The 26,579-nt window shown below is 69.9% G+C and carries 13 protein-coding genes; 8 read left to right on the forward strand and 5 right to left on the reverse strand.

The annotated features are described in order from the left end of the window. Nucleotides 1-7 precede the first annotated feature (7 nt). From ACKOB8_RS10285 to ACKOB8_RS10305, 5 genes are read left to right on the forward strand one after another with little or no spacing between them, the layout of a single operon-like run. A complete protein-coding gene (locus tag ACKOB8_RS10285) occupies nt 8-4,399 on the forward strand; it encodes a type I polyketide synthase (protein WP_526377146.1) in 4,392 nt (1,463 codons plus the stop codon). A gap of 10 nt (nt 4,400-4,409) precedes the next feature. Then, the gene (locus tag ACKOB8_RS10290) at nt 4,410-5,405 is read left to right on the forward strand and encodes an efflux ABC transporter ATPase subunit, DrrA-related (protein ID WP_526377116.1); all 996 of its coding nucleotides are present in this window, start codon (nt 4,410-4,412) and stop codon (nt 5,403-5,405) included. Further along, nucleotides 5,402-6,214, forward strand: a complete 813-nt coding sequence (locus tag ACKOB8_RS10295) for an ABC transporter permease (protein WP_526377117.1) — start codon at nt 5,402-5,404, stop codon at nt 6,212-6,214. The genes ACKOB8_RS10290 and ACKOB8_RS10295 overlap by 4 nt, the downstream gene beginning before the upstream one ends. Further along, complete coding sequence (locus ACKOB8_RS10300; protein ID WP_526377118.1) at nt 6,214-7,035, forward strand: ABC transporter permease; 822 nt, start codon at nt 6,214-6,216, stop codon at nt 7,033-7,035. Before ACKOB8_RS10295 ends, ACKOB8_RS10300 begins: the two co-directional genes overlap by 1 nt. 30 nt (nt 7,036-7,065) lie before the next feature. Continuing rightward, on the forward strand, nt 7,066-8,307 hold the full coding sequence (locus ACKOB8_RS10305; RefSeq protein WP_526377119.1) for a phthiocerol/phthiodiolone dimycocerosyl transferase family protein: 1,242 nt from the start codon (nt 7,066-7,068) through the stop codon (nt 8,305-8,307). Here ACKOB8_RS10305 and pks2 read toward each other — a convergent pair. The 3 genes from pks2 to ACKOB8_RS10320 all read right to left on the reverse strand — a co-directional run bounded on the left by pks2 (nt 8,297) and on the right by ACKOB8_RS10320 (nt 17,284). Beyond that, a complete protein-coding gene (pks2, locus tag ACKOB8_RS10310; protein ID WP_526377120.1) occupies nt 8,297-14,848 on the reverse strand; it encodes a sulfolipid-1 biosynthesis phthioceranic/hydroxyphthioceranic acid synthase in 6,552 nt (2,183 codons plus the stop codon). The genes ACKOB8_RS10305 and pks2 overlap by 11 nt on opposite strands. Before the next feature lie 3 nt (nt 14,849-14,851). Further along, nucleotides 14,852-16,594, reverse strand: coding sequence for a fatty-acid--AMP ligase (locus tag ACKOB8_RS10315; RefSeq protein ID WP_526377121.1), 1,743 nt, complete (start codon nt 16,592-16,594; stop codon nt 14,852-14,854). A gap of 177 nt (nt 16,595-16,771) precedes the next feature. Next, nucleotides 16,772-17,284 carry a nitroreductase/quinone reductase family protein gene (locus tag ACKOB8_RS10320; protein WP_526377122.1) on the reverse strand — a complete coding sequence of 171 codons (513 nt, stop codon included), beginning with the start codon at nt 17,282-17,284 and terminating at the stop codon, nt 16,772-16,774. 53 nt (nt 17,285-17,337) lie between these two features. Between ACKOB8_RS10320 and ACKOB8_RS10325 the strand changes: the two genes are divergently transcribed. From ACKOB8_RS10325 to ACKOB8_RS10335, 3 genes are all read left to right on the forward strand, one after another. Further along, complete coding sequence (locus tag ACKOB8_RS10325) at nt 17,338-17,922, forward strand: carboxymuconolactone decarboxylase family protein (RefSeq protein ID WP_526377123.1); 585 nt, start codon at nt 17,338-17,340, stop codon at nt 17,920-17,922. A 79-nt stretch (nt 17,923-18,001) separates the two neighbouring features. Beyond that, nucleotides 18,002-18,772: an SCO6745 family protein gene (locus tag ACKOB8_RS10330; RefSeq protein WP_526377124.1), complete on the forward strand. Its 771-nt coding sequence runs from the start codon at nt 18,002-18,004 to the stop codon at nt 18,770-18,772. 65 nt (nt 18,773-18,837) lie between these two features. Then, nucleotides 18,838-20,031 carry a serine/threonine-protein kinase gene (locus tag ACKOB8_RS10335; protein ID WP_526377125.1) on the forward strand — a complete coding sequence of 398 codons (1,194 nt, stop codon included), beginning with the start codon at nt 18,838-18,840 and terminating at the stop codon, nt 20,029-20,031. 25 nt (nt 20,032-20,056) lie between these two features. Here the strand turns inward: ACKOB8_RS10335 and ACKOB8_RS10340 are convergent, their stop codons facing one another. Further along, complete coding sequence (locus tag ACKOB8_RS10340; protein WP_526377126.1) at nt 20,057-23,299, reverse strand: arabinosyltransferase domain-containing protein; 3,243 nt, start codon at nt 23,297-23,299, stop codon at nt 20,057-20,059. Beyond that, the gene (locus ACKOB8_RS10345) at nt 23,296-26,490 is read right to left on the reverse strand and encodes an arabinosyltransferase domain-containing protein (RefSeq protein ID WP_526377147.1); all 3,195 of its coding nucleotides are present in this window, start codon (nt 26,488-26,490) and stop codon (nt 23,296-23,298) included. Before ACKOB8_RS10345 ends, ACKOB8_RS10340 begins: the two co-directional genes overlap by 4 nt. Between the last annotated feature and the right edge of the window lie 89 nt (nt 26,491-26,579).

A 26,579-nucleotide genomic window follows, 5' to 3' on the forward strand; every position in this document is an offset into this window, starting at 1 on the left:
CTCCGACATGCCGCCGAACGCGATCGCGGTGATCGGCATGGCCGGCCGCTTCCCCGGCGCCGGCTCGGTGACCGAGTTCTGGGACAACCTGCGCCGCGGCGAGGAATCGATCGTCGACCTCTCCGCGGAGGAGCTGACGGCCGCCGGCGTCACCCCCGCTGCGCTTGCCAACCCTTCCTACGTCCGCCGGGGGGCCCTGATGGACGGCGTCGAGGAGTTCGACGCCGAATTCTTCGGCATGAGTCCCTACGCCGCCCGGATGATGGACCCGCAGCAGCGGCTCTTCCTACAGACCGCGTGGCACGCCTTCGAGGACGCCGGCTACGACCCAGCCGCCTTCGAGGGTGCGATCGGGGTCTTCGGCACCACCTCAGTCAGCGGCTATCTGCTCTACAACCTGATGTCGCACCGTGATCCGAAGGCGATCATCGGTGAGGGCGCCACCGTCGAGATGGTCAACCTGTCGCTGCAGAACGACAAGGACCACCTGGCCACCCACGTCGCCCACGCCTTCAACCTGCGCGGTCCGGCGTTGTCGGTGCAGACCGCATGCTCCTCCTCACTGGTCGCGGTGCACCTGGCCTGCCAGAGCCTGCTGACCGGCGAGAGCGACATGGTGCTGGCCGGCGCATCGTCGATCCGGGTGCCGCACCAGGTCGGTTACTGGTACGAGCCCGGCGCGATGGTGTCCTCGGTGGGGCACTGCCGGCCGTTCGACGTCCGCGCCGACGGCACCGTGTTCGGCAGCGGTGTTGCCGCGGTGGTCCTGAAACCGCTGGACGCTGCGCTGGCCGATGGCGACCGCATCCACGCGGTGATCCGCGGGTCGGCGATCAACAACGACGGCTCGGTGAAGATGACCTACGCCGCTCCCAACGCCGCCGGGCAGGCCGAGGTGATCGCCGAGGCGCATGCCGTCGCCGGGGTCGACGCCGCGAGCATCGGATACGTGGAGACGCACGGAACCGGCACCCCACTCGGGGATCCGATCGAAATCGAGGGACTGCGGCAGGCTTTCGAGGTCTCCGAAGCCGAGCGCTCGGCGCCCTGCGTCATCGGCTCGGTGAAGTCCAACATCGGCCACCTGGAGGTCGCCTCGGGGATCACCGGCTTGGTCAAAGCGATCCTCTGCCTGGAGAACAGGGCGATCCCGCCGACCCTGCACTACACCGCGCCGAACCCCGAACTGCATCTGGAGCGCACACCGTTCGTCGTTCAGAACCGATACGCCGAGTGGGAATCAGACGGTGTACGGCGCGCCGGCGTCAGCTCTTTCGGCGTCGGCGGGACCAACGTGCACGTCGTGCTGGAGGAGGCACCGCAGTCGCCTCGCAGCACCGCACCGCCGGGACCGCAGGTGCTGCTGCTCTCAGCGCGCAGCTCCGAGTCGCTCGCGGCCTGCCGCGCCGCTCTGGCCGCCGAACTCGATCGGAACCCCGAACTCGCGCTGGCCGACGTCGCCCACACCCTGAGCGGCCGTCGCCGTGAGGAGCACCGACTGGCTGCGGTGGTGCACGACCGGTCTGACGCGATCGCCGCGCTCAACGCAGCCGATCAAGAGAAGGTCGCGATCACCGAGGGGCCGCAGGGTGTTCCGTCTGGCGCCGGGCGGATCGCCTTCCTCTTCCCCGGCCAGGGTGCTCAGCACGTCGGGATGGCCCGCGGGCTCTATGACACCGAAGCGGTGTTCCGCGAGAGCTTCGACGCCTGTGCCGCCGGGTTCGCCGCCGATCTCGGCATCGACCTGGCCGCCGAGGTGTTCGACGGATCGGACCTCGAGCCGACCGACCTCGCTCAGCCCGCGCTGTTCGCCGTGGAGTACGCACTGGCGCGCCTTGCGATGTCCTACGGCGTCGAACCGGCCGCGCTGGCCGGACACAGCATCGGCGAACTGGTGGCTGCCACCATCGCCGGGGTGTTCGAGCTGCCGACCGCACTGAAGATCGTGTCGCTGCGGGCCCGGCTGATGCAGACCGCGCCCGGCGGTGCCATGGTGGCAGTGGCCGCCACCCCGCAGGACATCGCCGAACACCTGGGTGCCGACGTCGACGTCGCCGCTGTCAACGACCCGGGCAGCTGTGTGGTGGCCGGTCCGGAGGATGCCATCGCGGCGTTCATCGAACGGATCGGTGGGCAGGGCATCCCGGCCCGGCGGGTGCGGACGTCGCATGCGTTCCACTCCCAGTCGATGGACGCTGTCCTGGGACCCTTCGCCGAGTTCCTCTCGACCGTCACGCTGCGTGAGCCGGCCATCCCGATGCTGTCCAACATCACCGGCACCTGGATGACGGCCGACGAAGCCACCGACCCGCAACGCTGGGCGCAGCACGTCCGCTCCACCGTCCGCTTCGCCGACGAGTTGGCCGAACTGCTCGATGATCCGCACCGGCTGCTGGTCGAGGTCGGACCCGGCGGCAGCCTGACCGGGTCGGCCCTCCGGTTACCGGCCTGGAACGACCACCACCGGGCGGTGCGCCTGATGCGCCACCCACTGCAGGCCCGCGACGATCGCGATACCTTCCTGCTGGCGCTCGGCCAGCTGTGGTCCGCCGGTGTCGACGTCGACTGGACCCCGCTGCAGGGCGAGCACCCGACGCGGGTGACGTTGCCGGGGTATCCCTTCGCCCGGCAACGCCACTGGATCGAGGTTGCCGATCTGCACCGTGCGGTCAACCAGCCGCCAACGGCCACCGCCGCGGCCGCCGCGTCACCCAACGGCGCCGCGCCGGCCAAACCCGCCGACCCGCGGGCCCACATGCAGGAGACGTTGCAGCGGATCTGGAGCCAGTGCCTCGGCGTGGAGTCGGTCAGGCCGAGTGACAACTTCTTCGACATCGGCGGTGACTCGCTGCTTGCGATCGGCGTGGCGATGACCGCCAACCACGAAGGTGTCGAGCTCACCCCGCAGGACCTCTACGACCACCAGAGCCTGTCGGCGCTGGCCGACACCCTGATTGCCCGCTACGCCTCCAGCGGCCTCACCGGCGACATCCCCGTCGAGCTGGGTGTGCCGGTGCCGCCGAACATCGCGCGATTCCTCGACACCGGCCTCGCCGAGCGGGGCAGCTGGCGAGCGCCGCTGGTGTTGCGGCTCAACGCGCCGGTCAGCCCGGACGACGCCGCCGCCGTCGTTAACGCGGTCGTGGACCATCACGATGCGCTGCGGATGCGAATCGTTGAGCGCGCGGGCATCGCCGAGCAGCAGATCGCCGAGTCCGGCGAGCCGGTCGAACTCGAGCAGCGGTCACTACCGGCCGGCGGTGACGAACGCGAGGCGTTGTCGGCCGTCATTGCCGAAACCGTCGCGGCGCAGGATCTGCGCAGTCTTCCGTTGACCGCCACCTACGTCACCGACGCCGCCGGTACCGGCCGCTACCTGGTTCTGACCGTGCACAAGATGACCGACGACGCGATGTCGCGAGAGATCCTGTTGACCGATCTACTGGCGGCTTTCGCGCAGCGCCTCGCCGGGGGGGACATCGCCTTGGAGCCCGCGACTACGTCGTGGCGGGAGTGGTCGCGACACGCTGCCGCACTGGCGGCGCATCCTGCCGTTCTCGAACGGCGGGATTACTGGATGGACACGGTCGCCAAAGCCTCTCTGCGGGTAGCGGATTCGGCCGCGAGCGGGCCGCCGGGCATTGCCGACCTGATCCGCCTTCCCGGCGCGCTGTCTCCCGAGCAGACCTCCATGATGGATAACGCCCGTCGGATGCTGCAGACCGGTATCGACCAGATTCTGCTAGCCGCGCTGGCCCGAGTGCTGGCTGAGGTCCTCGGCGAGGGCGTCGTCGCCGTCGACCTCACCGGTGCCGGACGGTCGGTGCTCAAGCCCGACGTGGACCTGCGCCGCACGATCGGCTGGTTCTCCACCCTCTATCCGGTAGCCGTGTCGTGCGTCGGGCTGTCGGGCGCGAGCGCGACACAACTCCTGGACGACGTTGGTCAGACCATGACGGCGGTGCCGCATTACGGCATCGGCTACGGCATTCTGCGGTATCTGCACGCGCCAACCGCACGGCTCTTCGAAGGGACCGCGCTTGCGGACATTCATCTTTCCGACCTCGGAATGTTGCCGGAATGGCAGAACTCCGAAGCGCCGGTCGGCTGGGACAGCGATAGCGAGCGCACGGTCCGCGACACCCCGCCCGGCCTCGGGCACGCCGTCGAAATCCGGGCCTACCGCCTGGGCGGCGCCCTGCACGTCGACTGGTGGTACGACTACCGGCGGGTGTCGGAGACGACGATCGGCGCGGTGGTGGAGCGCTTCGTGCCCACCCTGATGGGCCTGCTCGAAGAAGCCATCGGCGGCCTGGTCGTCGACGACGAGGGTGCTGACGACGTCGAGGCACTGGCTCTGGTGGACCTCTCAGCCGCCGTCCTCGACGACGAGGATTAAGGGGAACACCATGTCGCAGTTGGATCAGGTTTTCGGTGACAAAGGTGTTGTCGTCGAGGGGATCGGCAAGTCCTTCGGGTCCGTGGACGCGCTGCGGGAGATCAGCTTCGACGTCGGGTGCGGCGAGGTGGTGGCACTGCTCGGGCCCAATGGTGCCGGCAAGACCACGACCGTGGAGATCCTCTCGACGCTGACCTCTCCTGACCGGGGCCGGGCCAGCGTGGCCGGCTACGACGTGCGCAGCCAGCCCGCGCTGGTGCGCCGGTCCATCATGCTCACCGGACAGCACGTCGCCCTGGACGACCTGCTCACCGGATACGAGAACCTGGTCATGTTCGGCCGGTTGCAGGGCCTGAAGAAGGCTGCGGCCCGCGACCGGGCGCACGAGTTGCTGGCCCAGTTCGATCTCGAGTACGCCGCTGACCGGCGAGTGGGAACGTACTCCGGCGGCATGCGCCGCCGCATCGACATCGCCTGCGGCCTCGTTGTCCGTCCGAAGGTGGTGTTCCTCGACGAGCCGACCACCGGCCTGGATCCCCGCTCCCGGCAAGCCATCTGGGAACTCGTCGGGGGCTTCAAAGAAGCCGGCATCGCGACCCTGCTGACCACCCAGTATCTGGAGGAGGCGGACGCGTTGAGCGACCGCATCGTGGTGATCGACCACGGCAGCATCGTCGCGCACGGCACCGCCGACGAACTCAAGGAGCGCACCGGCGGCACCTACTGCGAGATCGTGCCCCGCGACGCCGGGGCGCTCCCGGCCATGGTGGAGGCGCTGGGTCCGCTCCTTCCGGACGTCAACCGCGCAGCGGCCAACTCGAGTTCCGACCGGATCGTCATGCCTGCGCCGGACGGCCCGGCGACCCTGACCGCTGCGCTGTGGCGGTTGAAGGAGGCCAACATCGAACTGCAGGACATCATGCTGCGTCGGCCATCACTCGACGACGTGTTCATGGCACTGACCGGTGACGCCCCCGCCGCGCACGCCGAGGAGCTGATGTCGTGACCGCGATCCCGCTCGGAGCGCGGCCGGATCCCTCCGCGCTGCACCAGTGGTGGGTGCTGACCCGCCGGCAGATCGTCCCCACGCTGCGCAGTGGGGAGGTCGGCGTCGCGGTGGCGGCGTCGGCGGCGGTGACCGCGAGCTTTTACATCCCGCTGCACAAGCTGATGGATGGGCCCGATCTCGGGCTGAGTTCGTACGCGCAGTACCTGATGCCGATCATCGTCCTGCAGGCAATCGCCTTCGCCACCATCTCGACGGCGTTCCGCGCGGCGACGGACTCCGTGCAGGGCATCAACCGCCGCTTCCAGGCGATGCCGATCCCGCCGTTGACGCCGCTGGCCGCTCGAATCTCGGCGAGCGTTTACCGCAGTGTCATCGGCCTGACAGCGGCCCTGGCGTGCGGCTACGTCGTCGGGTTCCGGTTCCACCGCAGCTTCCCCTACACCGCGGCATTCTGTCTGCTGGTGATCGCTGCAGGCGTCGCCATGGCGTTCATGGGCGACGTGGTGGGGACGCGATCCAAAAACCCGGCCGCGACCGCGCAGTGGTTGTTGTTGCCGCAGTTGATCTTCGGCCTGCTGTCAGTCGGAATCCAGCCAGCACACCGGTTCTCCGAATGGATCCAGCCGGTAGTCCGCAACCAGCCGATCTCCCAACTGGTCAACGCCCTGCAGGCGTTCGCCGGTGACAGTGTGCCCGGCGCCGTACCGGTTACCTGGTCGGCAGTCGGACCCGCACTGGCCTGGGTGGGCGGCCTGATCGTGGTGATGCTGCCGTTCGCGGTGGCGGTCTACCGGCGGCGGGACTGATGGTCATCCACGCACCGGCCCCCGTGGCCGGCCCCGGGTACTCGGAGAACTCGCTGCGGCATCTGGCGTCGCACACCTGGGTGCTGACCGGTCGGCTGTTGCTCCGAGAGTCTCGGACCCCGATGACGATCCTGCACGCGTTGATCCTGCCGGTCATCTTCCTGCTCACCGTCAAGATCGTGCTCGGCGACTCCGTCACCACCCTCACCGGCGAGAACGGCCTGTATCGCAGCGTGCCCTTGGTGACGCTGGTGGGCGCGATCACCGGGTCGACGGCGGGCGTGGTCGACCTCATGGCCGAGCGGTCCGCGGGCTTTCTGGCCCGGCTGCACGTCCTTCCCCTGCACCGCGCCGCGGACCTGTTCTCCCGGTTGACCGGCGAGGCGGTCCGGCTGGTCCTGACCTCGCTGATCGTGCTGGCCACGGGTCTTGCCCTCGGGCTGCGCTTCCACCGCGGGGTGGCGCAGACGGTGGTATGGCTCGCCATTCCGGTGGCATTCGGTCTCGCCTTCTCGGTGCTGGTGCTCACCATCGCGCTCTACTGGCAGAAATCCGTTCTGGTGGAGGCGATCCAGGTGTTCGCTCTGGTGGCCACCTTCTTCTGCACCGGTCTGGTCCCACTTGACCAGTACCCGAACTGGGTGCAGCCGCTGGTCGAGTACCAACCGCTGTCGCCCGCGGTCGACGCGATGCGCGCCGTGGCCGTCGGCGGCCCGGTGCAGTGGCCACTGACCATCACGGCGGCCTGGTGTCTGGGCATCGTGCTGGTGTGCCTGTGGCCGCTGCTGGTCGGGTACCGCCGGGCAAGCACCAATCGCTGACGTGTCCTCGATTCCGGAAAGGGCTTGATCATGTTTGGCGGAACGCCGATTCGCTCCCTGTCCCGCAGCGAGGAAATTTTTGCGCAGGGCCAGAACTTCATCGGATTCACCGTCCGGCTGCGCGGCGCGCTCGACGTGGCGGCCATGACGCGGGCCTTCGACACCCTGCTGCAGACCCACCCGGTGCTCGCCGGCCATCTGGAGGCAGACGCCGAGGGCGGCCACCAGATCGTGGTCGACGACTACCTGCATCCCGGGGTGTGGGTGGAGAAACTCGACGAGCCCGCCGAGAGGCTTCCCGATCAGTCGGTGGCGCTGGTCAACCTCCGGCTGCGGGTGGGTGCCGACCAGTCCGAGATCACGCTCTACACCCACCACGCGCTGGCCGACGCCCATCACCAGTTCAGCCTGCTGGAAAAGCTTTTCGGCTGGTATACCGACGTGGTCACCGGTGCCGGGATCGCGCCGGTGAAGGCTGAGCCGACGCCTCAGTCTCTGGAGACTGTGCTGGCCGAGCGCGGGATCGCCAAGCAGCAGCGCTCGGGCCTGGAGCGGTTGATGGCCGCGATGTTCGCCTACAACCTGCCGCCGTCCAAACGCAACCCGGGCGGCGGCGTGCCGCTGTCGGTGCGGGTGCCCACCGCCAGCTGCCGCCTCTCGCGCCAGGAGACCAAGGAACTGGCCGAGATCTGCGCTGCCCGGCGGCTGACCGTGAACTCGGTGGTGGCGGCGTCAATCCTGTTGGCCGAGTGGAAGATCCGGGGCACCCCCCACATCCCGGTACCCTATGTCTACCCGGTGGACCTGCGCTACTTCCTGACGCCGCCGGTCGGTCCCACCGAGGCCACCAACCCGCTGGGGGTGGCGACGTACCTGGCCGAGATCACCGCGGCCACCGACCTGATGGATCTGGCACGCGAGATCGTGGACACCTTCCGGGCCGACATCGCCGACGGCGTCATCCAGCAGTCGCTCCTGCACTTCAGTCTGCAGTACGAGGGCAACCCGCCCGGCCTGCCCGACGTGGTGATGAGTACCGACGGCGGCGAGACCCCGCCGCTGCGCATCCCGCCGGAACTGCAGATCGAGGAGTACGACGGCGAGGTGCTGTTCGCGTCGTCCGCCGGCTTTGACATGTACTCGATCGCCACCCACGACGGCCAGCTGATGATCCACTACCACACGCACGCGGTCGATCCCGAGCGTTACATCGGGAAAATCCGGGAGCAACTCGCCGCCATCCCGGCGCACTACGGCTGGGCTACCGACTGACGTCGGCGGCCAGCATTTCGCCGAGGTGCTCGGCCAGGGTGCCCGCAGTGTTGTACGTGATGATCGCCTTCGGGCTGATCCGGACCCCGGTCTGCGTCTCGATGTGGGTGCGCATCTCCAGGTTGCCCAGCGAGTCCATCCCCTGCTCGGCAAACGACCGGGCGGGATCCACGGTGCGGCGCAGGATGACACTGACCTGGTCGACCACCAGGCGCTGCAGCCGATCCCGCCGTTCCTCCGGTGCCAACCCGGCCAGTTCGGCCAGCAGTCCGGTCCTGCCGTCGGCGGCTGTCGCAGCGGAATCCCGGAAGGCGGCCGCGAACGGGGTGCGCACCGCCAGTGCCGTCAGCAGCGGCATGCCCTCGATCGGCAGATATCCGGTGTAGCCGCGGTTGTACCGGAGGATGCCGCGGAAGGCATACCCGCCGTGCTCCGGTTGAATCATCGTGACGTCACCGCGCTGCGCCACGCCGGCGCCTGCACCGATGTCCGCCCATGCGCCCCACGCGATCGCGGTTGCCGGCCGGCCCTGGCTGCGCTGCCAGAGTGTGAACGCGTCGACCCAGCTGTTGGCCGCCGCGTAGGCGCCCTGGCCCGGCGACCCGAGCAGCGCCGCCGCCGACGAGAACGTGCAGAACCAGTCCAGCGGCTGCTCGGCGGTGGCGTGGTGCAGATACCACGCGCCGTGCACCTTCGGTGTCCAGTCGCGCGTGATCATGTCGTCGGTGATGTTCTCCAGGCTGGCGTCCTCGACCACGGCGGCCGCGTGCAGCACACCCCGCAGCGGCAGTCCGGTGGCCGTCGCCGCCGCCACCAGCCGGACGGCCGTGGCCGGATCGGCGATGTTGCCGGATTCCACCACCACGTCGGTGCCGTTGGCACGCAGCCGCGCAATAGTCTTCTGCGCGGCCGGGTTCGGCTGCGAGCGGGACGACAGGACGATCCGCCCGCATCCGGCCGACGCCATCATGGCGGCCAAGAACAGGCCCAGCCCGCCGGCCCCGCCGGTCACGATGTAGGAGCCGTCCCGCCGGAACACCGGCGCCTCGGTCGGGGGTACCACCACCTCGGTCGCACCGGCGTGCGGCACCTGCAGGACCAGTCGTCCGATGTGCTCGGCCGCGCTGATCGCGCGGATGGCATCCGCCGCGCCGGACAGCGGGTAGTCGGTCCGGTCGATCACCGGAAGACGGCCGTCACCCACGACGTCGTACACCGTGCGCAGCAGCGATCCGACCCGCTCGGGGTCGCTCACCCCCATCAGCGCGAGATCGGCGTAGTAGAACGCCAGGTTGCGCCGGAACGGGAAGAGGTCGACCCGGGTGTGCTCGTACACGTCGCGGTTGCCGATCTCGACAAACCGTCCGCCGAAGGCCAGCAGCTCGATCCCGGCCCGCTGCGCCGGACCGATCAGTGAGTTGAGCACGACGTCGACACCGTAACCGGCGGTGTCGCGCCGGATCTCCTCGGCGAAGTCCGTCGACCGGGAGTCGTAAACGTGCTCGATGCCCCAGTCCCGCAGCAACTGCCGGCGCGCCGGGCTACCCGCGGTCGCGTAGATCTGGGCACCGACGTGGCGCGCGACGGCGATAGCGGCCTGGCCCACACCGCCGGTGGCCGAATGGATCAGCACCTTGTCACCCTCGGTGAGGCGGGCCAGGTCGACCAGGCCGTACCAGGCTGTGCCGTAGGCGGTCGAGACCGCCGCGGCGTCCTGCTCGCTCAACGAGTCGGGAAGCGGCGCGACCAGGCGTGCATCGCAGGTGACGAAGGTTGCCCACGACCCGGGTGCGAAACCACCCACCCGGTCGCCGACCGCGAAGCCGGTGACCCCGGGACCCACGGCGGACACGATGCCGGAGAAGTCCAGGCCGAGTTGCGGCTGCTGACCGTCGAAGGTCGGGCAGCGGCCGAACGCGGCCAGCACGTCGGCGAAGCGGATGCTCGAGGCGCTCACCGCGACCTCAAGCTGCCCCTCGCCGGGCGGCTGCCGGTCGGCGGCGGTCAACTCCAGGGTCTGCAGGTCACCGGGAACGCGGATCACCAGTCGCATGCCGTCGTGCGCGGGATCGACCACGGTCGTGCGCCGCTCCTCGGCTCGCAGCGGAGTGGGCCGCAGCCGTGCGGTGTACCAGGTACCGCGCCGCCACGCCGTCTCGTCCTCGGCTGAGCCGCTGAGAATCTCTCGGGCCACCGCATCGGCGGCGGTCTCGGTGTCGACGTCGATCTGGGTCGGCATCAGCGGCGGGTGCTCGTTGCCGACCGCTCGCAGCAGCCCGCGCACCCCTGCCTGGTCCAGGTTCGGCACGTCGGCGGCGGTGACGGCCTGCGCGCCACGTGTGACGACGTAGAGCCTCGGTGGCCGGTCCTCGGTGTCGGGCAGACCGCGGGCGATGTGCACCACCTGTGTGACGAATTCCCGCCCGCGGTCCAGGCAGCGTTCGGTGGGCGCGCCGGCCGCCGGCGGGGCAACGAACACCACACCGGCCAGTCCCGAGCCGTCGACCCCGTCGCTGGGCTGCGCCCTCCGGCACGAGGCGCCGGCGGTGGCCAATTCGGCGGACAACCGGTCGGCGAATGAGTCTGTCGCGTCCGCGGCGATCACCAGCCACTCGCCGGCCTCGGCCGGTACGGCGGCCGGCGGCTCGTGCTGTTCCCAGTCGATGGTGAGCAGCCGCTCGGACAGCAGCCGCTCGCGCTCGGCTCCCTTGGTGACGCCGGTGCCCATCCGCAGGCCGCTCACCTCGAGCAGCACCGCGCCGTCCACGCCGAGCACCGCGAGGTCCGCCTCGACGGCCGAGGTGTCGGACTTGGTGATGCTCACCTGGCAGTAGCGGGCACCGCTGCAGTCACCGAACCGGCGAATCCGACCGGCGCGCAGCGGAAGCAGCATTCCCCGCCGGCCGGCGAGGCCCGGGTGTGCGGCGACGGCCTGGAAGCAGGCGTCGAGTACCGCCGGATGAATCCCGACACCGCTCTGCTTGGACCCGATGCAGTCGGGCATCTGCACCTCGGCGAACACGGTCCCGGCCTCCGCGGCGGTATGCACGGCGGAGAGACCGCAGAAGGCCGGGCCATAGTCGATTCCGTTGTTCCGCAGTGACATTCGGAGATCGTCTCCGGTCGTCACCTCGGGGTGGGCACCGAGCAGGGCACCGATGTCGCGCCGCTCGGGTAGGCAATCATCCCGATCATCCTCATCATGCTCATCATGCGCATCATGCTTGACGGCCTGCAGTACGGCTGATGACCGACGGACCCGTTCGCCGTCCTGATCGGTCAGCACGACGAAGTCGGCCGCCGCAGGCGCGTCCAGGGCGGCTACCGCGGTGATGTCGGTGTGTGCGTCGAGAAACAGGAGTTCCTCGAACACGATGTCGCGGACCTCGCAGGCTTCGCCGAAGACGGCCTCGGCCGCCGACAGCGCCATCTCGCAGTACGCGGCGCCGGGAAGGGACGGCAGTCCACCGACCCGGTGGTCCGCAAGCCAGGGGTGGACCGCGGTGCCGACGTCGCCTTGCCAGGCATGCCGCACCGGCTCCTCGAGCAGGCGCACATGCTCGCCCAGCAGGGGGTGCACCAGAACCGTTCGCACCGCACCCGACCGGGAGGTGTCGAGCAGCGGCGCAGGATCGCCGGCGCTGAACCAGTAGGGCTCGTGTTGCCACGGGGTGGTGGGGACCTGCGGGTGCGGCTCGGGCCGGTGCGGGGTCCGCGGCGGTGTGGTGGTCTGCGCGGCGTTGAAGTTGGTGTGGAAGGTGTGGGTGTCGTCGGCGTCGCGCTGCAGGGTGCCCAGGGTGTGGTGATGGCGATCGCCCAGGGTGTCGGCGATCGCGTAGGTGAGCAGGGGGTGCGGGCTGATCTCGACGAACACCGCGTGGCCCGCCCCGGCACTCGCGACTGCCTGGGTGAAGCGGACTGGTTCGCGCAGGTTGTCACACCAGTAGTCGGCATCGAAGGTCGCTGAGTCCTGCCGTCCGGATGTGGTGGTGATGATCGGGATCTGAGGGCGCCGCGGGCGCAGGCCGGCAAGCTCGGTGCGCAGTTCCGGCAGTACGCCGGCGATGATCGGGTGGTGTGAGGCCACGTCGACGTCGATCACGCGCGCCAGCCGATCGGCTGCCTGCAGGTCGGTGACGATCGCCTCGATCCGGTCGGGCGGCCCGGCGAGCACCGACTGCCGGGGGGAGGCGTACACCGCCACCGTCACGTCCGGTTCACCTTCGATCAGTTTCTCGGCGGCCGCCGGGTCCAGTTCGACCAATGCCATCGCTCCCTGGCCGGACAGCCGCGACATCAGCCGTGAGCGGGTGGCGATCACCTGCAGACCCTCGGCGACCGAGAGTGCTCCGGCGACCACCGCCGCGGTGACCTCGCCCATGGAGTGGCCGATCACAGCGTCGGGTTCGACCCCGTAGCTGCGCCACAGCTTCGTCAGGGCCAGTTGGATGCCGACGAGTACCGGTTGGATGCGGTCGATACCGGTGACCGGCTCGCCGGAGGACAGCACCTCCTGTAGCGAAAACCCAACCTGGGCAACGAAATCCGGCTCGAGTTCGGCGACCGCCGCGGCGAATGCCGGTTCCTCGGCCAGCAGCAGCCGACCCATACCGGCCCACTGCGACCCCTGTCCGGAATAGACGAACACCGGCGCCGGCTCGCACGGTCCAGGGTGTGGTTCGACCACCCCGGTGGCAGCCTGTCCGCGTGCCAGCGCCCGCAGGCCGGTGACGGCCTGGTCGCGGTCGCGGGCGCACACCGTGGCGAACACCTTCTGCACCGCCCGGTGGTGGTTGACGGTGTGGGCGATGTCGGCCAGGGACACCCCGGCTCCGTCGGTGTCCGCCCAGTCCGCCAGCCGCCCCGCCAGGGCGGCGACCCGCTCCGGGGTCTTGCCGGTGAGCACCAGGGTCGTCACGGCCGGCTCGTCGGATGCGCCCTGCGGAGCGGGCCCGGTTCCCTCCGGCGCCTGCTCCAGGACGACGTGCGCGTTGGCACCGCCGAACCCGAACGCTGAGACACCGGCCCGGCGGGGGTGCTCCCTCTTCGGCCAGTCCTGTTCCTCGGCGACGACACTGAGGCGAAGGCTGTCGAACGGAATGTGCGGATTCGGGTTCTCGAAGCCGCGATTGGGGGGCACGACGCCGCGGTGCAGAGCCAGCACCGCCTTGATGAAGCCGGCGATACCGGCGGCGGCCTCGAGGTGACCGAGATTGGACTTGACCGCACCGATCAGCAACGGCTCGTCCGCCGGGCGGCCCTTACCCAGAACCGTTCCCAGCGCACGTGCCTCGATCGGATCGCCCAACAGTGTTCCGGTGCCGTGGGTTTCGACGAAATCAACCTCTCGGGGTTCGACGGCGGCGCTGGCGTAGGCCGCCCGCAGCACCGCCATCTGGGCGGCCGGGTTGGGTGCCATCAGACCGTTGGACCGGCCGTCCTGGTTGATCGCCGACCCCCGCACCACCGCCAACACCGGATTGCCTTCGCGCACCGCGTCACTGAGTCGCTTGAGGACCACGACCCCGCATCCCTCCCCGCGCACGAAGCCGTCGGCGGCGGCGTCGAAGGAGTGACACTCGCCGGTCGGTGACAGCGCACCGGCCTGGTCGAAGCCGCGGAAGATCGCCGGGGACAGCAGCACGTTGACGCCCGCCGCGATCGCCGTGTCGCAGTCGCCGGTGCGCAGGCTCTGGCAGGCCAGATGCACAGCGACCAACGACGAGGAGCAGGCGGTGTCGACGGCAACCGAGGGCCCACGCAGGTCCAGGAAATAGGAGAGCCGGTTGGCGATGATGCTCAGTGCGCCACCGGTATTGCTCCACGCGTCCACCTGGGCCAGGTCGGCCGACGCCAGGTAGGCGTAGTCCGCGGCGCAGGCGCCGGCGAAAACTCCGGTCTGCGTGCGCTGTAGGGAGGTCGGCGGGATCCCGGCGTTCTCCAGCGCCTCCCAGGCCACCTCCAGCAGCAACCGCTGTTGCGGGTCCATCTTGGCGGCTTCGCGCGGAGAGATCTCGAAGAATTCGGCGTCGAACTGTTCCAGGCCGGTGAGGAACGAGCCCCACCGGGTCGTCTCGGCGATTGCTGCCTGGGCGCCAGCCGAGCCGCCGGAGAACGCCGCCCAGCGCTCGGCCGGAACCTCCGAGATCGCAGAGCGGCCGTCGGAGAGGAACTGCCACAACGCATCCGGGTCCGAGATGCCCCCCGGGAACCGGCAACCCAGGCCGACCACGGCGATCGGGTCGTCGTACGTGCGGGCCCCGCCCGGGTGCGCCGGCGCGCCCGCCGTCGCGGACACCGGCGCGGTCAGGAACTCGAGCAGGGCGTTGATGGTGGGGTACTGCCAGAATTCGACGGGATCGACGGGCCGCCCCAGCAGTTCGGCCAGTTCCCCGGACAGGACCACCGCCTCGGCGGAGCTCATACCCAGGTCCTTGAGCGACCGCCCGGGATCCACGTCCGCCGGCTCGCAGCCGACCGTACGCACCAGATAGTCGGTCAGCCACTGCCGCAGCTCGTCGCGGGACAACGCCGCCGCCATACGCTAGGCGTCCAGCCGTTCGAACGCGCCCTGCTGGTACCGCTCGGCACAGCTGGACCGTCGGATTTTGCCGCTCGTGGTGACGGGGATGGCGCCGGGCGGGACCAGCACCAGGTCGTAGATCCGCAGACCGTGATGTTGGGACACCGCCGCGCTGAGCTCACGTTTGATGGCGCGCAGGGTTTCGGCTGGGTCGGCGTCGTCCGGCTTGCTCTTGACCTCGACGATGGTGACCAGTTGTTCGGTGTCGTCGCCGGGCACCGAAACCGCGGCGACGCGGCCCCTGGTGATCTCCTGGATCGTCGATTCGATGTCGTCGGGGTAGTGGTTGCGCCCGTTGACTACGAGCAGGTCCTTGATGCGGCCGATGATGAACAGGTCGCCCTCGGAGATGACAGTCAGGTCGCCGGACCGCAGCCACGGTCCCTCCGCCGTGCCGGGGCGCGGCGAGGCCAGGTAGCCGTGGAAGGTGCTCTCGGTGCGCTCCCGGTTGTTCCAGTAACCGGGGCCGACGTTGTCGCCCTGCACCCACAGTTCGCCCACCTGGCCGTCGGGCAGCTCGGTGCAGGTGTCCGGGTCGACGACGCGTACCTGCTGCGTCCCGGTGAGGTGGTAGGCGACCAGCTCAGTGGCGTCCGGGGCGCCGGCATCGCACCGGACAGCCTTGCCCTCCGACAGCTGCTCGGCCACGAACCACACACTGTGCGGGGCCTCGCCGGCCTTCTGGGCGGCCACGTACAGGGTCGCCTCGGCAAGGCCGTAGGACGGCCGCACCGCGGCAGCCGGCAGGTTGAACGGGGCGAAGCGCTCGGTGAACCGGGCGATGGTCCGCGCGCTCACCCGTTCGCTTCCGTTGTTGATCGACATCACCCGCCCCAGGTCGAGTCCGGCCATGTCCTCGTCGGAGGTGCGCCGGGCGGCCAGGTCGAAGGCGAAGTTCGGTGCCGCCGAGAAGGTGTTGGGGTACTCGGCGAGCTGATGCAGCCAGCGCGCCGGGCGCTGCAGGAACGCCACCGGATTGGTCAGCCAGGCGGGGCACTGCCAGGCCAGTGGCAGCGCGATGCCCAGCATCAGCCCCATGTCGTGATAGAAGGGGATCCACCCGACGATGTTCATGTCGGCCGGCGGCACCCTGCCGCGGTCCTCGAAGAACGCATCGGCGATCTGGTCGAAGTTGGTGAGCAGGTTGCGGTGGGTGATCATGGCGCCGGTCGGCTGCCCGGTCGAACCCGAGGTGTACTGCAGGTGGGCCACGCTGTCGGGCGAGTGGGTGCTGGGCGGGACGTCCGCCGGGACGTCGAGGTCCAGCGAGTCGACCTCGATGATGGCGGGTGCCTGGTTGCCGCCGTCGGCGCGGGCGTACCCGGAGATGGCGTCCACGGTGTCTGAGGTGGTGAGGATGACCGACGGGGTGCAGTCGCGCAGGGCGGCCGTCACCCGTTCGTCGTGTGCGCCCAGGAGCGGCACCGGCAGGGGCACCGCGACCAAGCCCGCCTCGAGCGCGCCGTAGAACGCGACGATGTAGTCCAGACCCTGCGGGGCCAGGATGGCGGCGCGGTCACCGACTGCTCCGCTCTGCCGCAAGTCGTCGGCCAGGTTCAGCGAACGCTGCAGCAGCTGCGACCATGTCAGGGTCTGCGAGAAGCCGTTCGGGTCCAGCGCGTAGTCCACGAAGGTGAACGCCGGGGCGTCGGGACGGTCGGCGGCGCGCGTGCGCAGCAGCGCGGGAAGCGATGGCGCGGTCATCGTTGTCTCACCCTCTTGTCACTGATTAGGTAGGTGACCGGTCCTGGTCTCGGCCGTGATCCGAAGCGCAGTGGGGCACACGCTGTCCGCCCCGGCCCGGGGCCCCACGGTGCACGCCGGGTTTGCGTCAGGATAGCCGCGTTCACCGGCGGATGGGTAATCCGCGTCGCGGTCCGACTAGCGTTTGCTGAGCGCGAACATCCGCAGCTCCCGGACCATCCGGCCGCGGTAGGCCGGGAACACCCGCGAGTAACTGGTGAAAACCTTCCACATCCGGTCGTATTCCTCGCCGGTGACCTGGGCCGCCGTGACCGGGATCTGGCGGCCTTTGATGGTCACCCAGGCGCTGGGGTCGGCCAGCAGGTTCAGCGACCACGCCGGGTGCTTCGGGCCGCCGGAGTTGCTGGCGACGACATAGAGCCGGTCACCGTCGCGCATGTAGGTCAGCACGATCTCGCGGCGCTCGCCGGACTTGCGGCCGGTGGTGGTGAGCACCAGCGTCGGCACCCGCAGCGGGCCGAGGAAGGTGAACCGCCCCTTGGTGCGGCGCATCAGCCAGTGATCGATCGGGATGAGCATCCGGACCACCCGCGAGCCGTACTTCGAGGCGGTGAAGGCGTCGAGCGGGCGGAACAGCGGGTTGTCGCGACTGGGACCCGACCGGACCGCCGGAAACGAACCGGAGTTCATAGCCCCGCAACCCTACACGTCTCCGCTGTGGGCCAGCGGGCCAGAATGGTGGGGTGGCCACGCCCGGACTTCCCGCTGACCGACCCGATCCCGCGCCCCCGGTGGTACCCACGCGCATCCCGCCGGGAGGGCGCCGCGAGCTGGGCTGGTTCGGGTGGTTGTTCTGCAAGATCTCCGCGCGGATCTGGGGGGTCCCCGAGATCCACCTGTTCACCGTGTTCGCCCAGCATCGGCGGTTGTTCTGGGCCTGGGGACCGTTCGGGGGCGTGCTGTTGCGCCGGGGCCGGCTGCCGCTGCGCGATACCGAAGTCGTGATCCTTCGGGTCGGACATCTCCGCAACTCCGAATACGAGCTGCAGCAGCACCGGCGGCTGGCCCTCAAGCGCGGCGTCGACCTCGAGACCCAGGCGGCGGTCTTCGCCTGGCCCGCGGACGGACTCGCCCCGCGTCATCAGGTGATGCTCACCGCCGTCGACGAGCTCATCGCCACCCGTGCGGTCTCCGAGCAGACCTGGCAGCGGTTGGCCGCCCATCTGGACCGACGCCAGCTCATCGAGTTCGTCATGCTGGTCGGCCAGTACGACGCCCTGGCCATGTGGTTGAACACCCTGGGCGTCCCGATGGACTACCCGGACTGACGGTGTGCGCTCTGCGCGAATACGCGACGGAATGCCCATGGATGGCCCACCCTCGAGGGATGACACGAGGAGCCTCACGATGAGCACCGCCGACACGGATGCGGTCCCCACCCTCGGCGCAGCGATGGGCGAGGCGATCGGCATCTTCATGCTCAGCCCCGGCACCATGGCCAAGGGCATGGAGGCCGGCTACTCCGACCCGTTCTCGGCGTACTTCGCCGGTCGCGGCGGAGTGCTGGGCGATGCCACCGCGACAACGGTCACGGCGGTGTTCGTCGTGTTCGAGCCCGGTCATGCCGGTGCATCGTGGGAGCGGGGGGTGGCTGCCCACGACGCGTCCACCAGCGCCCGGTGGTACTGGGAGCAGGTCGCCGACTTCGCGCGCAGCTATCTGGCCGGGGCAGACGGGCTGGACCGCATCGCCGAACTGGGACAGAGGGTGATCGCCGCGGCCCCTGAGCCTGGGCTGCCGCTGTACGCGGGCTGGCGGGCCATGCCGCTGGCCGACGATGCGCCGGCCCGAGCCTTCCAGGTGATGTTCGTACTGCGCGAGTTGCGCGCGGCCGTGCACTTCAACGCACTCACCCTCTCGGGTATCGCGCCGGTCGAGGCCCACCTGCTCTCGCACGGCCCGAAGTACGCCGCGTTCATGGGCTGGCAGCCGCCCTATCCCGACGACACCGAGGACAAACAGGAGCGCTATCGCGAAGTCGAGGACAGCACCAACCGGCGGATGGCCGAGCTCATCCGCAGCGCGCTGACCCGGGCCGAAGCCGACGAGTTGGCGCGATTGAGCACCGCGGCCCTGGCGGTGTTGAGGTCATCCGCGCCCCCGCCGATGGGCGTCTGACTACCATGCCGTCGTGCCCGGGCAGCCGGGTCTGCCCTCGCCGTCCGATTCCCTAGGATGCCCCCATGCCGCTAGCCGACGGCCAGGTCGTCGCTGGTTACACCATCCTGCGGACCCTCGGGTCCGGCGGCATGGGCGATGTCTATCTGGCGCAACACCCCCGCCTTCCCCGCCGGGACGCGCTCAAGGTGCTCGGCAACTCGGTCAGTCATGACGACGAGTACCGCCAGCGCTTCACCCTCGAAGCCGAGACGGTGGCCACCCTGCGTCACCCGCACATCGTCACCATCTACGACCGGGGCGAGAGTGACGGCCGGCTGTGGATCGCGATGGAGTTCGTCGACGGCATCGACGCCGCGCGGCTGCTGCATCAGCATCCCGAAGGTCTGCCACCGGCCGAGGTGATTCGCATCGTCGCGGCGGTCGCCGACGCGCTGGACTACGCCCACAGCCGCCAGCTGCTGCACCGCGACATCAAACCGGCGAATATTCTGCTCGGCCAGCGGCAGACCGGAGACGACCGGATCATGCTGGTCGACTTCGGCGTCGCCCGCCACATCGACCGCGTCAGCAATCTCACCGGTGCGGACATGACCATCGGGACGGTCAGCTACGCCGCCCCCGAGCAGCTCAAGGGAGAGCAGATCGACGGCCGGGCCGACCAGTACGCGCTGGCCGCGACGGCCTACCACCTGCTGACCGGAGCGGCGCCCTACGCCTACACCAACCCGACGGTCGTCATCAGCCACCACCTCAGTTCCGAGCCTCCCGACATCGCAGCCCAGCGACCCGATCTGGCCCGATTCGGACCGGTCTTCACCAAGGCGATGGCCAAAGATCCGGCCGATCGCTTCGAACGCTGCCGCGACTTCGCGCTGTCGATGCTGCGGGCGGCCGGGGCCGAACACGGCGCGGCGCCGCGCCACCGGATGCCGCAGCGCGGATCGCGCCGGCTGCGCTGGGCCGCCGCGGCTGCCGGAGCGCTTCTGGTGGCCGGCGCGGCGACCGCCGCGGTGCTGCTGTCGAGTCACCATCGTGGCGGTCGCGACTCCGTGCCACCGGTAGCTCCGTCGCTCCCACCGCCGGCCGTCGCGTCCCGGATGGACCTGCCGGTGGTGCTGATCGGCGCCGACTGCGCGGTGCTCGGCGCGGCCGCGGTCGATCAGACCGGGGCCCCGGCCTACTGCGCACGTTCCGACGGACCGGGTTCGACGACGGTCTGGTCCACCCAGCCCGACCGGCTGCGCGGCGCCTCGTGACCGGCGGGGACCGAGGGGGTCCGGGCTAGGGCTTGATCCGGATCGGCCCCGGAGTCCACAGTCCGCTGCGGGTCGCGCTGCCCAGCACCAACTCGGCCGGCGCGGCATCGACGACGGTGTCGAACCTGCGCAGCGATCCCCAGTCGCGGCCCCAGTCCGCGGAGAGATAGGTCGCCATCACCCGCGCCCGCAGCAGCAGGTCGGTGATTCCCAGCAGGCCGCCGTTGCGGCCGTCCTGCCAGGTGTCGGTGTCCTGTTTCTTGGCGGTGTAGTCCGGGGTGATCCGGAACGTGGGCACCTCGGTGACGCCATCGGCGTGCAGCATCGGCTGCTGACACGGGAAGGCCAGACCGACCGCCCAGTCCATCAGCACCGGCTGGGCCGAACCGACGTACTGCTGCACGGTGCGCAGTTCGGGCACCCGCGGCGGCGTGACGGCGATCCAGTCGCCCAGCGACAGCGACCGGTCCTCGGCGATGATCCGCACCGCGGTGGCGTCAGCGGGAATCTGCGAACGCGCGAATCGCAGGTTGCGCCACGACGGGGCCGGGCCGAGGTCGTAGGGCTCGACCCGGCCCGCGGGTACCGGGCCGCCGTCCGGTCCCGGTTTGGCGTACTCCAACTCGACGGTCTGTCCGTCGGTGCGGCCGTTGAGCACGCTGTTGCCGGCGATGGTGCCGGCGGCGGTGACCACCACCAGCGGATGGCCGCCGTCGTCGGGGGGAAGCTGATACCAGGCGGAGGTCAGCAGGCTCTCCTGCTGCGCGGAGTCGACGTAGCTGCCCGCCACCGGGACGCGGGCCGGATCCAGGCCGTAGGGCAGCGGAACCGTCGAGCCGTTGACCCCGGGTGCGGGCAGGCGGGTCGGACCCGACCAGTCGCCGTCGACCCCCGGCATCGGGGTGTTGATCCGGATCGCCTCGGCCACAATCTTTTCCGGCACGCCGTTCGGTGTGAAGCCGACCGGCCCGGTGCCGCCCAACGGGCCCAGCCTGCCGTACTGGCCGGCCAGTGGGCGCAGGAAACCCGCGTTGGTGTCCGGTTCGACGAGGACGTCGTCGGCCAGTCCGCACCCGCCGGACAGGGCCCGCAGGTTCGCCCAGGCATTGGAGTAGGTGGGGTACTGACGGACGACCCCGATGGCCATGGACGCGATGAACACCACGACCATGAACCCGGCGGCGAGGGGGATCGGCGCGGCGGTCATCGTGCGGGTGACGCGGCCCTGCCCGCGCGAGCGGGACGCGAAGTGCAGCCAGAGCGTATAGGCGGCTGAAAGGGCGAAGAGAGCGAGGAAGATCGCACTGACACTGACCCCGGCGATACTGGGCATGTCGTTGTTGAACGGAACCCCGTAGCTGGACACGTACCACCAGCCGTTGGTGGTGGCGAAGCACAGCGCCAGCAGGAACAGCACCGCCGTCAGCACCGCCATCCGGTTGCGGGACCAGCGCAGCACCGCCGGTGACACCAGAACCGTGGCCAGCGCCGCCATCGCCGCTCCGACCGCGGCGAACAGGCCGAAGTGGTGGACCCACTTGGTGGGGGTGAACATCAGGAAGAACATGGTGCCGAAGATGACGCCCATCAGCCGCCAGGCCGGGCCGCGGGCGATGCCGGGAACGCGCTTGCGGCGCAGCATGATGAACATCGAGACGAACAGTGACAGCGCGGTGATCAGGAATCCGAACCGGCGCGACAGGGAACCGTCGACGGTGGGCAGGATGAGGTAGTAGTAGCGCAGGTTCTCGGTGTACCACTCCTGGCTGGGACCGATGTCGGTGCGGATCCTGGTCGCCTCGAGCACGGTCGCCAGGGTCTGGTCGGCGAACACCACGGTGAGGATCACGGTTCCGACGGCCAGCAGAGGTGCCACCAGCGGCCAGGTTCCGACGGCCGCGCGGCGGCGCACCAGGATCCGCAGCAGCGGCCGACCTCCGGCGATCAGGGCGGCCACGGCGATCAGACCCGTCGGCTGGATGCCCAGGGTGAACGCCGCGGTGAGGATCGCGAACGCCGCGGGGGTCAGTCGTCCCGAACTGATGGCGCGTTCGATGAGCACGTAGGTGATCAGCGCGCCGGTCGCGATCTGTCCCTCCGGGCGCAGGCCGTTGTTGAACGGCATCCAGGCGGCCAGCAGGACCAGCCCCGCCGCCCACAGCGCCGGCCTGCTGGCCGCCACCGCCGGCCCCAACCGGGGCAGCACCTCACGCGAGAGCAGCAGCCAGCACAGCAGTGCGCAGACCAGGTCGGGCAGCCGCATCCAGATGCTGGCGTCACTCACGTGGGTCATCAGGGCGAGCAGGTTGTAATACCAGCCGAACGGATCCTCCGGGCTGCCGAACCAGCGGAAGTAGTTCGACATGTAGCCGGCCCGGTCGGCGACGCGCGCCATCCCGAGGATGTAGCCGTCGTCGGAAGAGTTGGCGCCCAGCACATGCCAGACCAGGAAGCTGCTCACGACGGTCACGTCGACCGCGGTCAGGGTGCGCCAGCGTTGCGGGATCAGCTTGTGCATGCGGCGGCCGTCGAGCCGGTCCAGCCGCCACAGCGCCGTCATCGCCACCGCCGTCGCGGCCCACGCCAGCAGCATCGCGGCGAGTTTCAGCGTGGTCGGTGTGGTGGTGAACCGGGTGTCGATCACCGCGGTGATATTCAGTCCCGGGGGAGCCGGGCCGGTCAGGTCGGTGAACACCCCGACGATCGCCGGGCGCAGGTTGGGATCGGGGAAGCCGGACCGCAGGAACTCCGCACCGCGCTGGGCGGCGTTCGCCCCCTGCTCGTCGGTGCCCGGTGCCAGGCCGACGAACGTGGCGAAGGTGCCGGCCCGGGTGGAGGTGATCTCGATGTGCCGGCACTGGGGTGACGCGACCTTCTCGCGCGGCACGCTGGCGATCACCACGTTGCGGTCGGTGATATCGACCCGTTGGCCGGTGACGGTGACGAACAGTGAGTTCAGTGCGGCGTCGCGGCCCTTCTGGGGCGCCAGGCCCACCACCATTCCCCCGGCCGGTGGCATCGCGCGGACGAGGTCGCAGGGCACCGTCGCCGTCAGCGAGACCGGGGCCTGGGAGATCAACGGCGCGGTGACGTTGGACAGTTGCCCGTTCTGCGGCCAGTTCAGCGTCGCGGTGGTCTGGACCACCGGCAGCAGCGGGGTCAGCACCGACAGCACGAACCCCACCAGCCCGGAGACGATCGCCAGCCACCGGATGACCGTCACCTCGGCAGCGGGCCCGCGGGCCACGGCGGGCAGCGTCTGGGTCATGGCAGCGCCCGGATCGGTCCGTTGCGGCTCCATCCGAACACCCGGATGGAGCCCTGCTCGATGGCGGCGTCGGGGGCCTGCCCGGCCGGTACCACCGGGATGTAGCGCTCGATCGCGCCCCAATCGCGGTACCAGTCGTCGCGCAGGTAGGTCGGCACGGTGGAGGTCGTCAGCAGCGCCTGGATGAACAGGAACGGCCCACCCGACCGGGCGGACTGCCACATGTTCGACGACACCACCACCTGTTTGAGGTTGGGCAGGATGCGGAACTGCGGCAACTCCGCCACGCCGAGCCGTTCGGCGAAGGGGCGCTGGCAGGGGAAGTTCGCGGCGGTGGCGATGTCCATCAGCACCGGGGTCTGGGTGCCCAGGAACTGCTGGGCGGTCTGCAGCACCGGCACCCGGGGCGGGGTGAACCCGAACCACTGATCGGTACTCAGATTCGGGTCGTCCGCGACGATGCGGGCCACGTTGGCTTCCGGCGGTGCCCACGCCAGCGGGAAACGCAGGTTGCGCCAGGCCTTCTGAGCGATGGTGTCGATCGGCTGAACCAGGTTGAGGCCCTCGAAGGTGCCGTCGGGCCGGCGGACGCCCCACTGCAGCTTCAACGACTGGCCGTAGTTGAAACCGCCCTCCTCGTCGTAGTACCAGATCGCTCCTGCCGCGGCGACGGTCACCAGCGGACGGTCCGGCGTTCGCGGCCCCAACGCATACCAGGCCGAGGTGGCCTTGGCCGCCACGGTGTTCTCCCGGTAGGAGCCCAGCACCGGGGTGGTCGCCGGATCGAGTCCGAACGGCAGGAAGACCCGCGAGCCGTTCACGCCGACGGGTCCGTAGCCCCCGCCGGTGCCGCCCGCGTAGGCGACGCCGGCGTTGGGTTTGTTCGGTGAGCCGTCGGAGTTGACCGTGCCGGGGTTCGCGACGAACGGCTCCGTGGGCTCGAGGGTGTCGCTGATCCCGTTGGGGGAGAAACCGATCGGGTTCGCCCCGCCCAGCGGTCCGTAGCGGCCCCAGGTCTGCCCCGGTGCGGGGGTGAGCATCCCGGCGTTGGTGTCGGCCTCGACCAGGACGTCGTCGGCCATCGCACAACTGCTCGCGGCGAGTCCGGAGCGCAACGCGGCGAGGTTCGCCTTGGCGGTGGTGTAGGCGGGATAGCGCTGCGCGAAGCCCTTGGCCATGGATCCGACCGCGAGCAGGGCCATGATCGTCGCGAAGACCAGCAGCGGGGTGGCGGCCAGCACGCGGTTGCGCCGGGTGTTTTTGGCCTCGGTGCGCCCGGTGTAATCCATCCGGAAGTGCAGCCAGGCGGCGACCAGACCGGTCAGGACCGCGAGGGCGAGGAACAGTGTCGTGACCGGACGGTGGGCCACCACCGGTTGGCGGTCATACCAGGGCACCCCGTAGTTGCCGACGTAGAACCACCCGTTGATTCCCGACGTCGCCCAGGCCAGAACGAACAGCTGCGCGGTGACGTACAGCGCCAGATTGCGCCGGTTCTGCAGCCCGACTCTGGCGAAGGCGAACGCGGTGACCGCGCCCAGAGCGGCGGTCAGACCGGCGAACGCCCCGAACTGCACCGCCCATTTGGTGGGGGTGAAGGTGAGCAGCAGCAGGCCCACCGCGGTGCTGCCGATCAACCGCCAGACCGGTCCGCGGGCCACCCCGGTCACCCCGCCGCGGCGCAGCAGCAGCGCGAGTACCCCGAAGAGGCAGAGCAGCATCACCAGAACCGCGAAGCGCCGGGTCAGGGAGCTCTCCACGTTCTCCTCGACAGTGAGGAAGTAGTAGCGCAAAAAGTCCTGATACCACGAAATCGTTGGCCCGACAACGTATTTGATTCTCGCCGATTCGGCCACGGTGGCCAGTGTCTGGTCCCGGAAGACCACCGCGAAGATCACCGCCAGGGCGCCCGCCAGCGGTGCCAGATCCGCCAGGACGCCGTCGGTGGACCGGCGCCCTCGGATGATCGCGGCGATGGCGCGCGAGCCGACCAGCAGCGGGGCCACGGCAACGAGTCCCTGCGGGGCCAGTGTCACAGAGAACACGGCCACCACGATCGCCGCCGCCGCCGGAACCAGACGCCGGGTGGCGATGGTGCGCTCGACGAGCATCCACACCAGCAGAACGCCGAGCGCGATCAGCGGCTCGGGGCGCAGTCCGTTGTTGAACGGCAGCCAGGCGGCCAGAAACAGCGCGCCGGCGGTGGCGACCGCCACCCGGCTGTGCGCCAGGCCCGATACCCCCGAGCCCAGTCGGGGCAGGATCCGGTGGCTGAGAATCAGCCAGCTCAGGATGCCGGCCATGGTGGCGGGCAGCCGCATCCACACCCCGGCGGTGCTGACCGACGCCAACTGGGCCAGCGCGGACTGATACCAGTCGAAGGGCGCCTCGCTGGTCCCGAAGTAGCGGTAGTAGTTCGCGACGTAGCCGGCTTCGCCGGAGATCCGCGCCATGGTCAGGTTGTAGCCGTCGTCGGAGGAGATCGCGCCGACGACGTGCCACACCGCGAGGGTCCCGATGACGGCGGTGTCGGTGGCCCAGTGCCGCGGCGTGCGGCGGCGCCCGGTCGTCGCCGGCGCGCGGCAGTTGCGGCGGTCCAGCACTCCCAGTGCGGTGATCGCGGCGAGGACGCACCCGAGGCCGGCGGCCAGCACGGCCAGCTTGAGTGCGGTCGGGCTGGTGATGAAGCGGGTGTCGATGTCGATGCGCGCGGACAACCCCGGCTGCGCCGGCACCTTCAGTTCGGTGAAGACTCCGGTCACCTGTGGCTTCTTGTCCGGCGGCAGGGAGCCCGCCGCGCCGGGGATCCCGACGAATTCCGCGGTGACCGCGGCCGGGTCGGCCCTCACCCGCAGCGTGCTGCAGGCCCCGGACGCGACGGCCGTGCGGGGTGCCACCGCGGCGACCGCATCACGGAAGGCGACCACCACGGAATCGGCGTTGGCCCGCACGAACAGCCCGTTGCGGGTGGCGTCGATGCCGCCTTGGGGATTGGTCGCGAACACCAATCCGCCCGCGGGGGGCAGCGTGGCGATCGCCGAGCAGGGAATCGACACCTCGAGGGCTTCGGGCGCTCCCGAGACCAGTGGCGCGGTGACGTTGCCGACGTTTCCGTCCGGGCCGGTGCCCTGCGGCCACATGATGGCGGCGGTGGTCTGGTGGACCGGCAGCAGCGGAACCAGTGCGCACATCAACGCGCCCGCCAGACCAGCGACGACCGCGACGAGCCGGGCGATCCGGACGGACTCGGCGCGGTCGCTGGGCACGAGGCTCGATGGTA

It is taken from the genome of Mycobacterium sp. (genome assembly GCF_046091765.1).
Lineage (GTDB): Bacteria > Actinomycetota > Actinomycetes > Mycobacteriales > Mycobacteriaceae > Mycobacterium.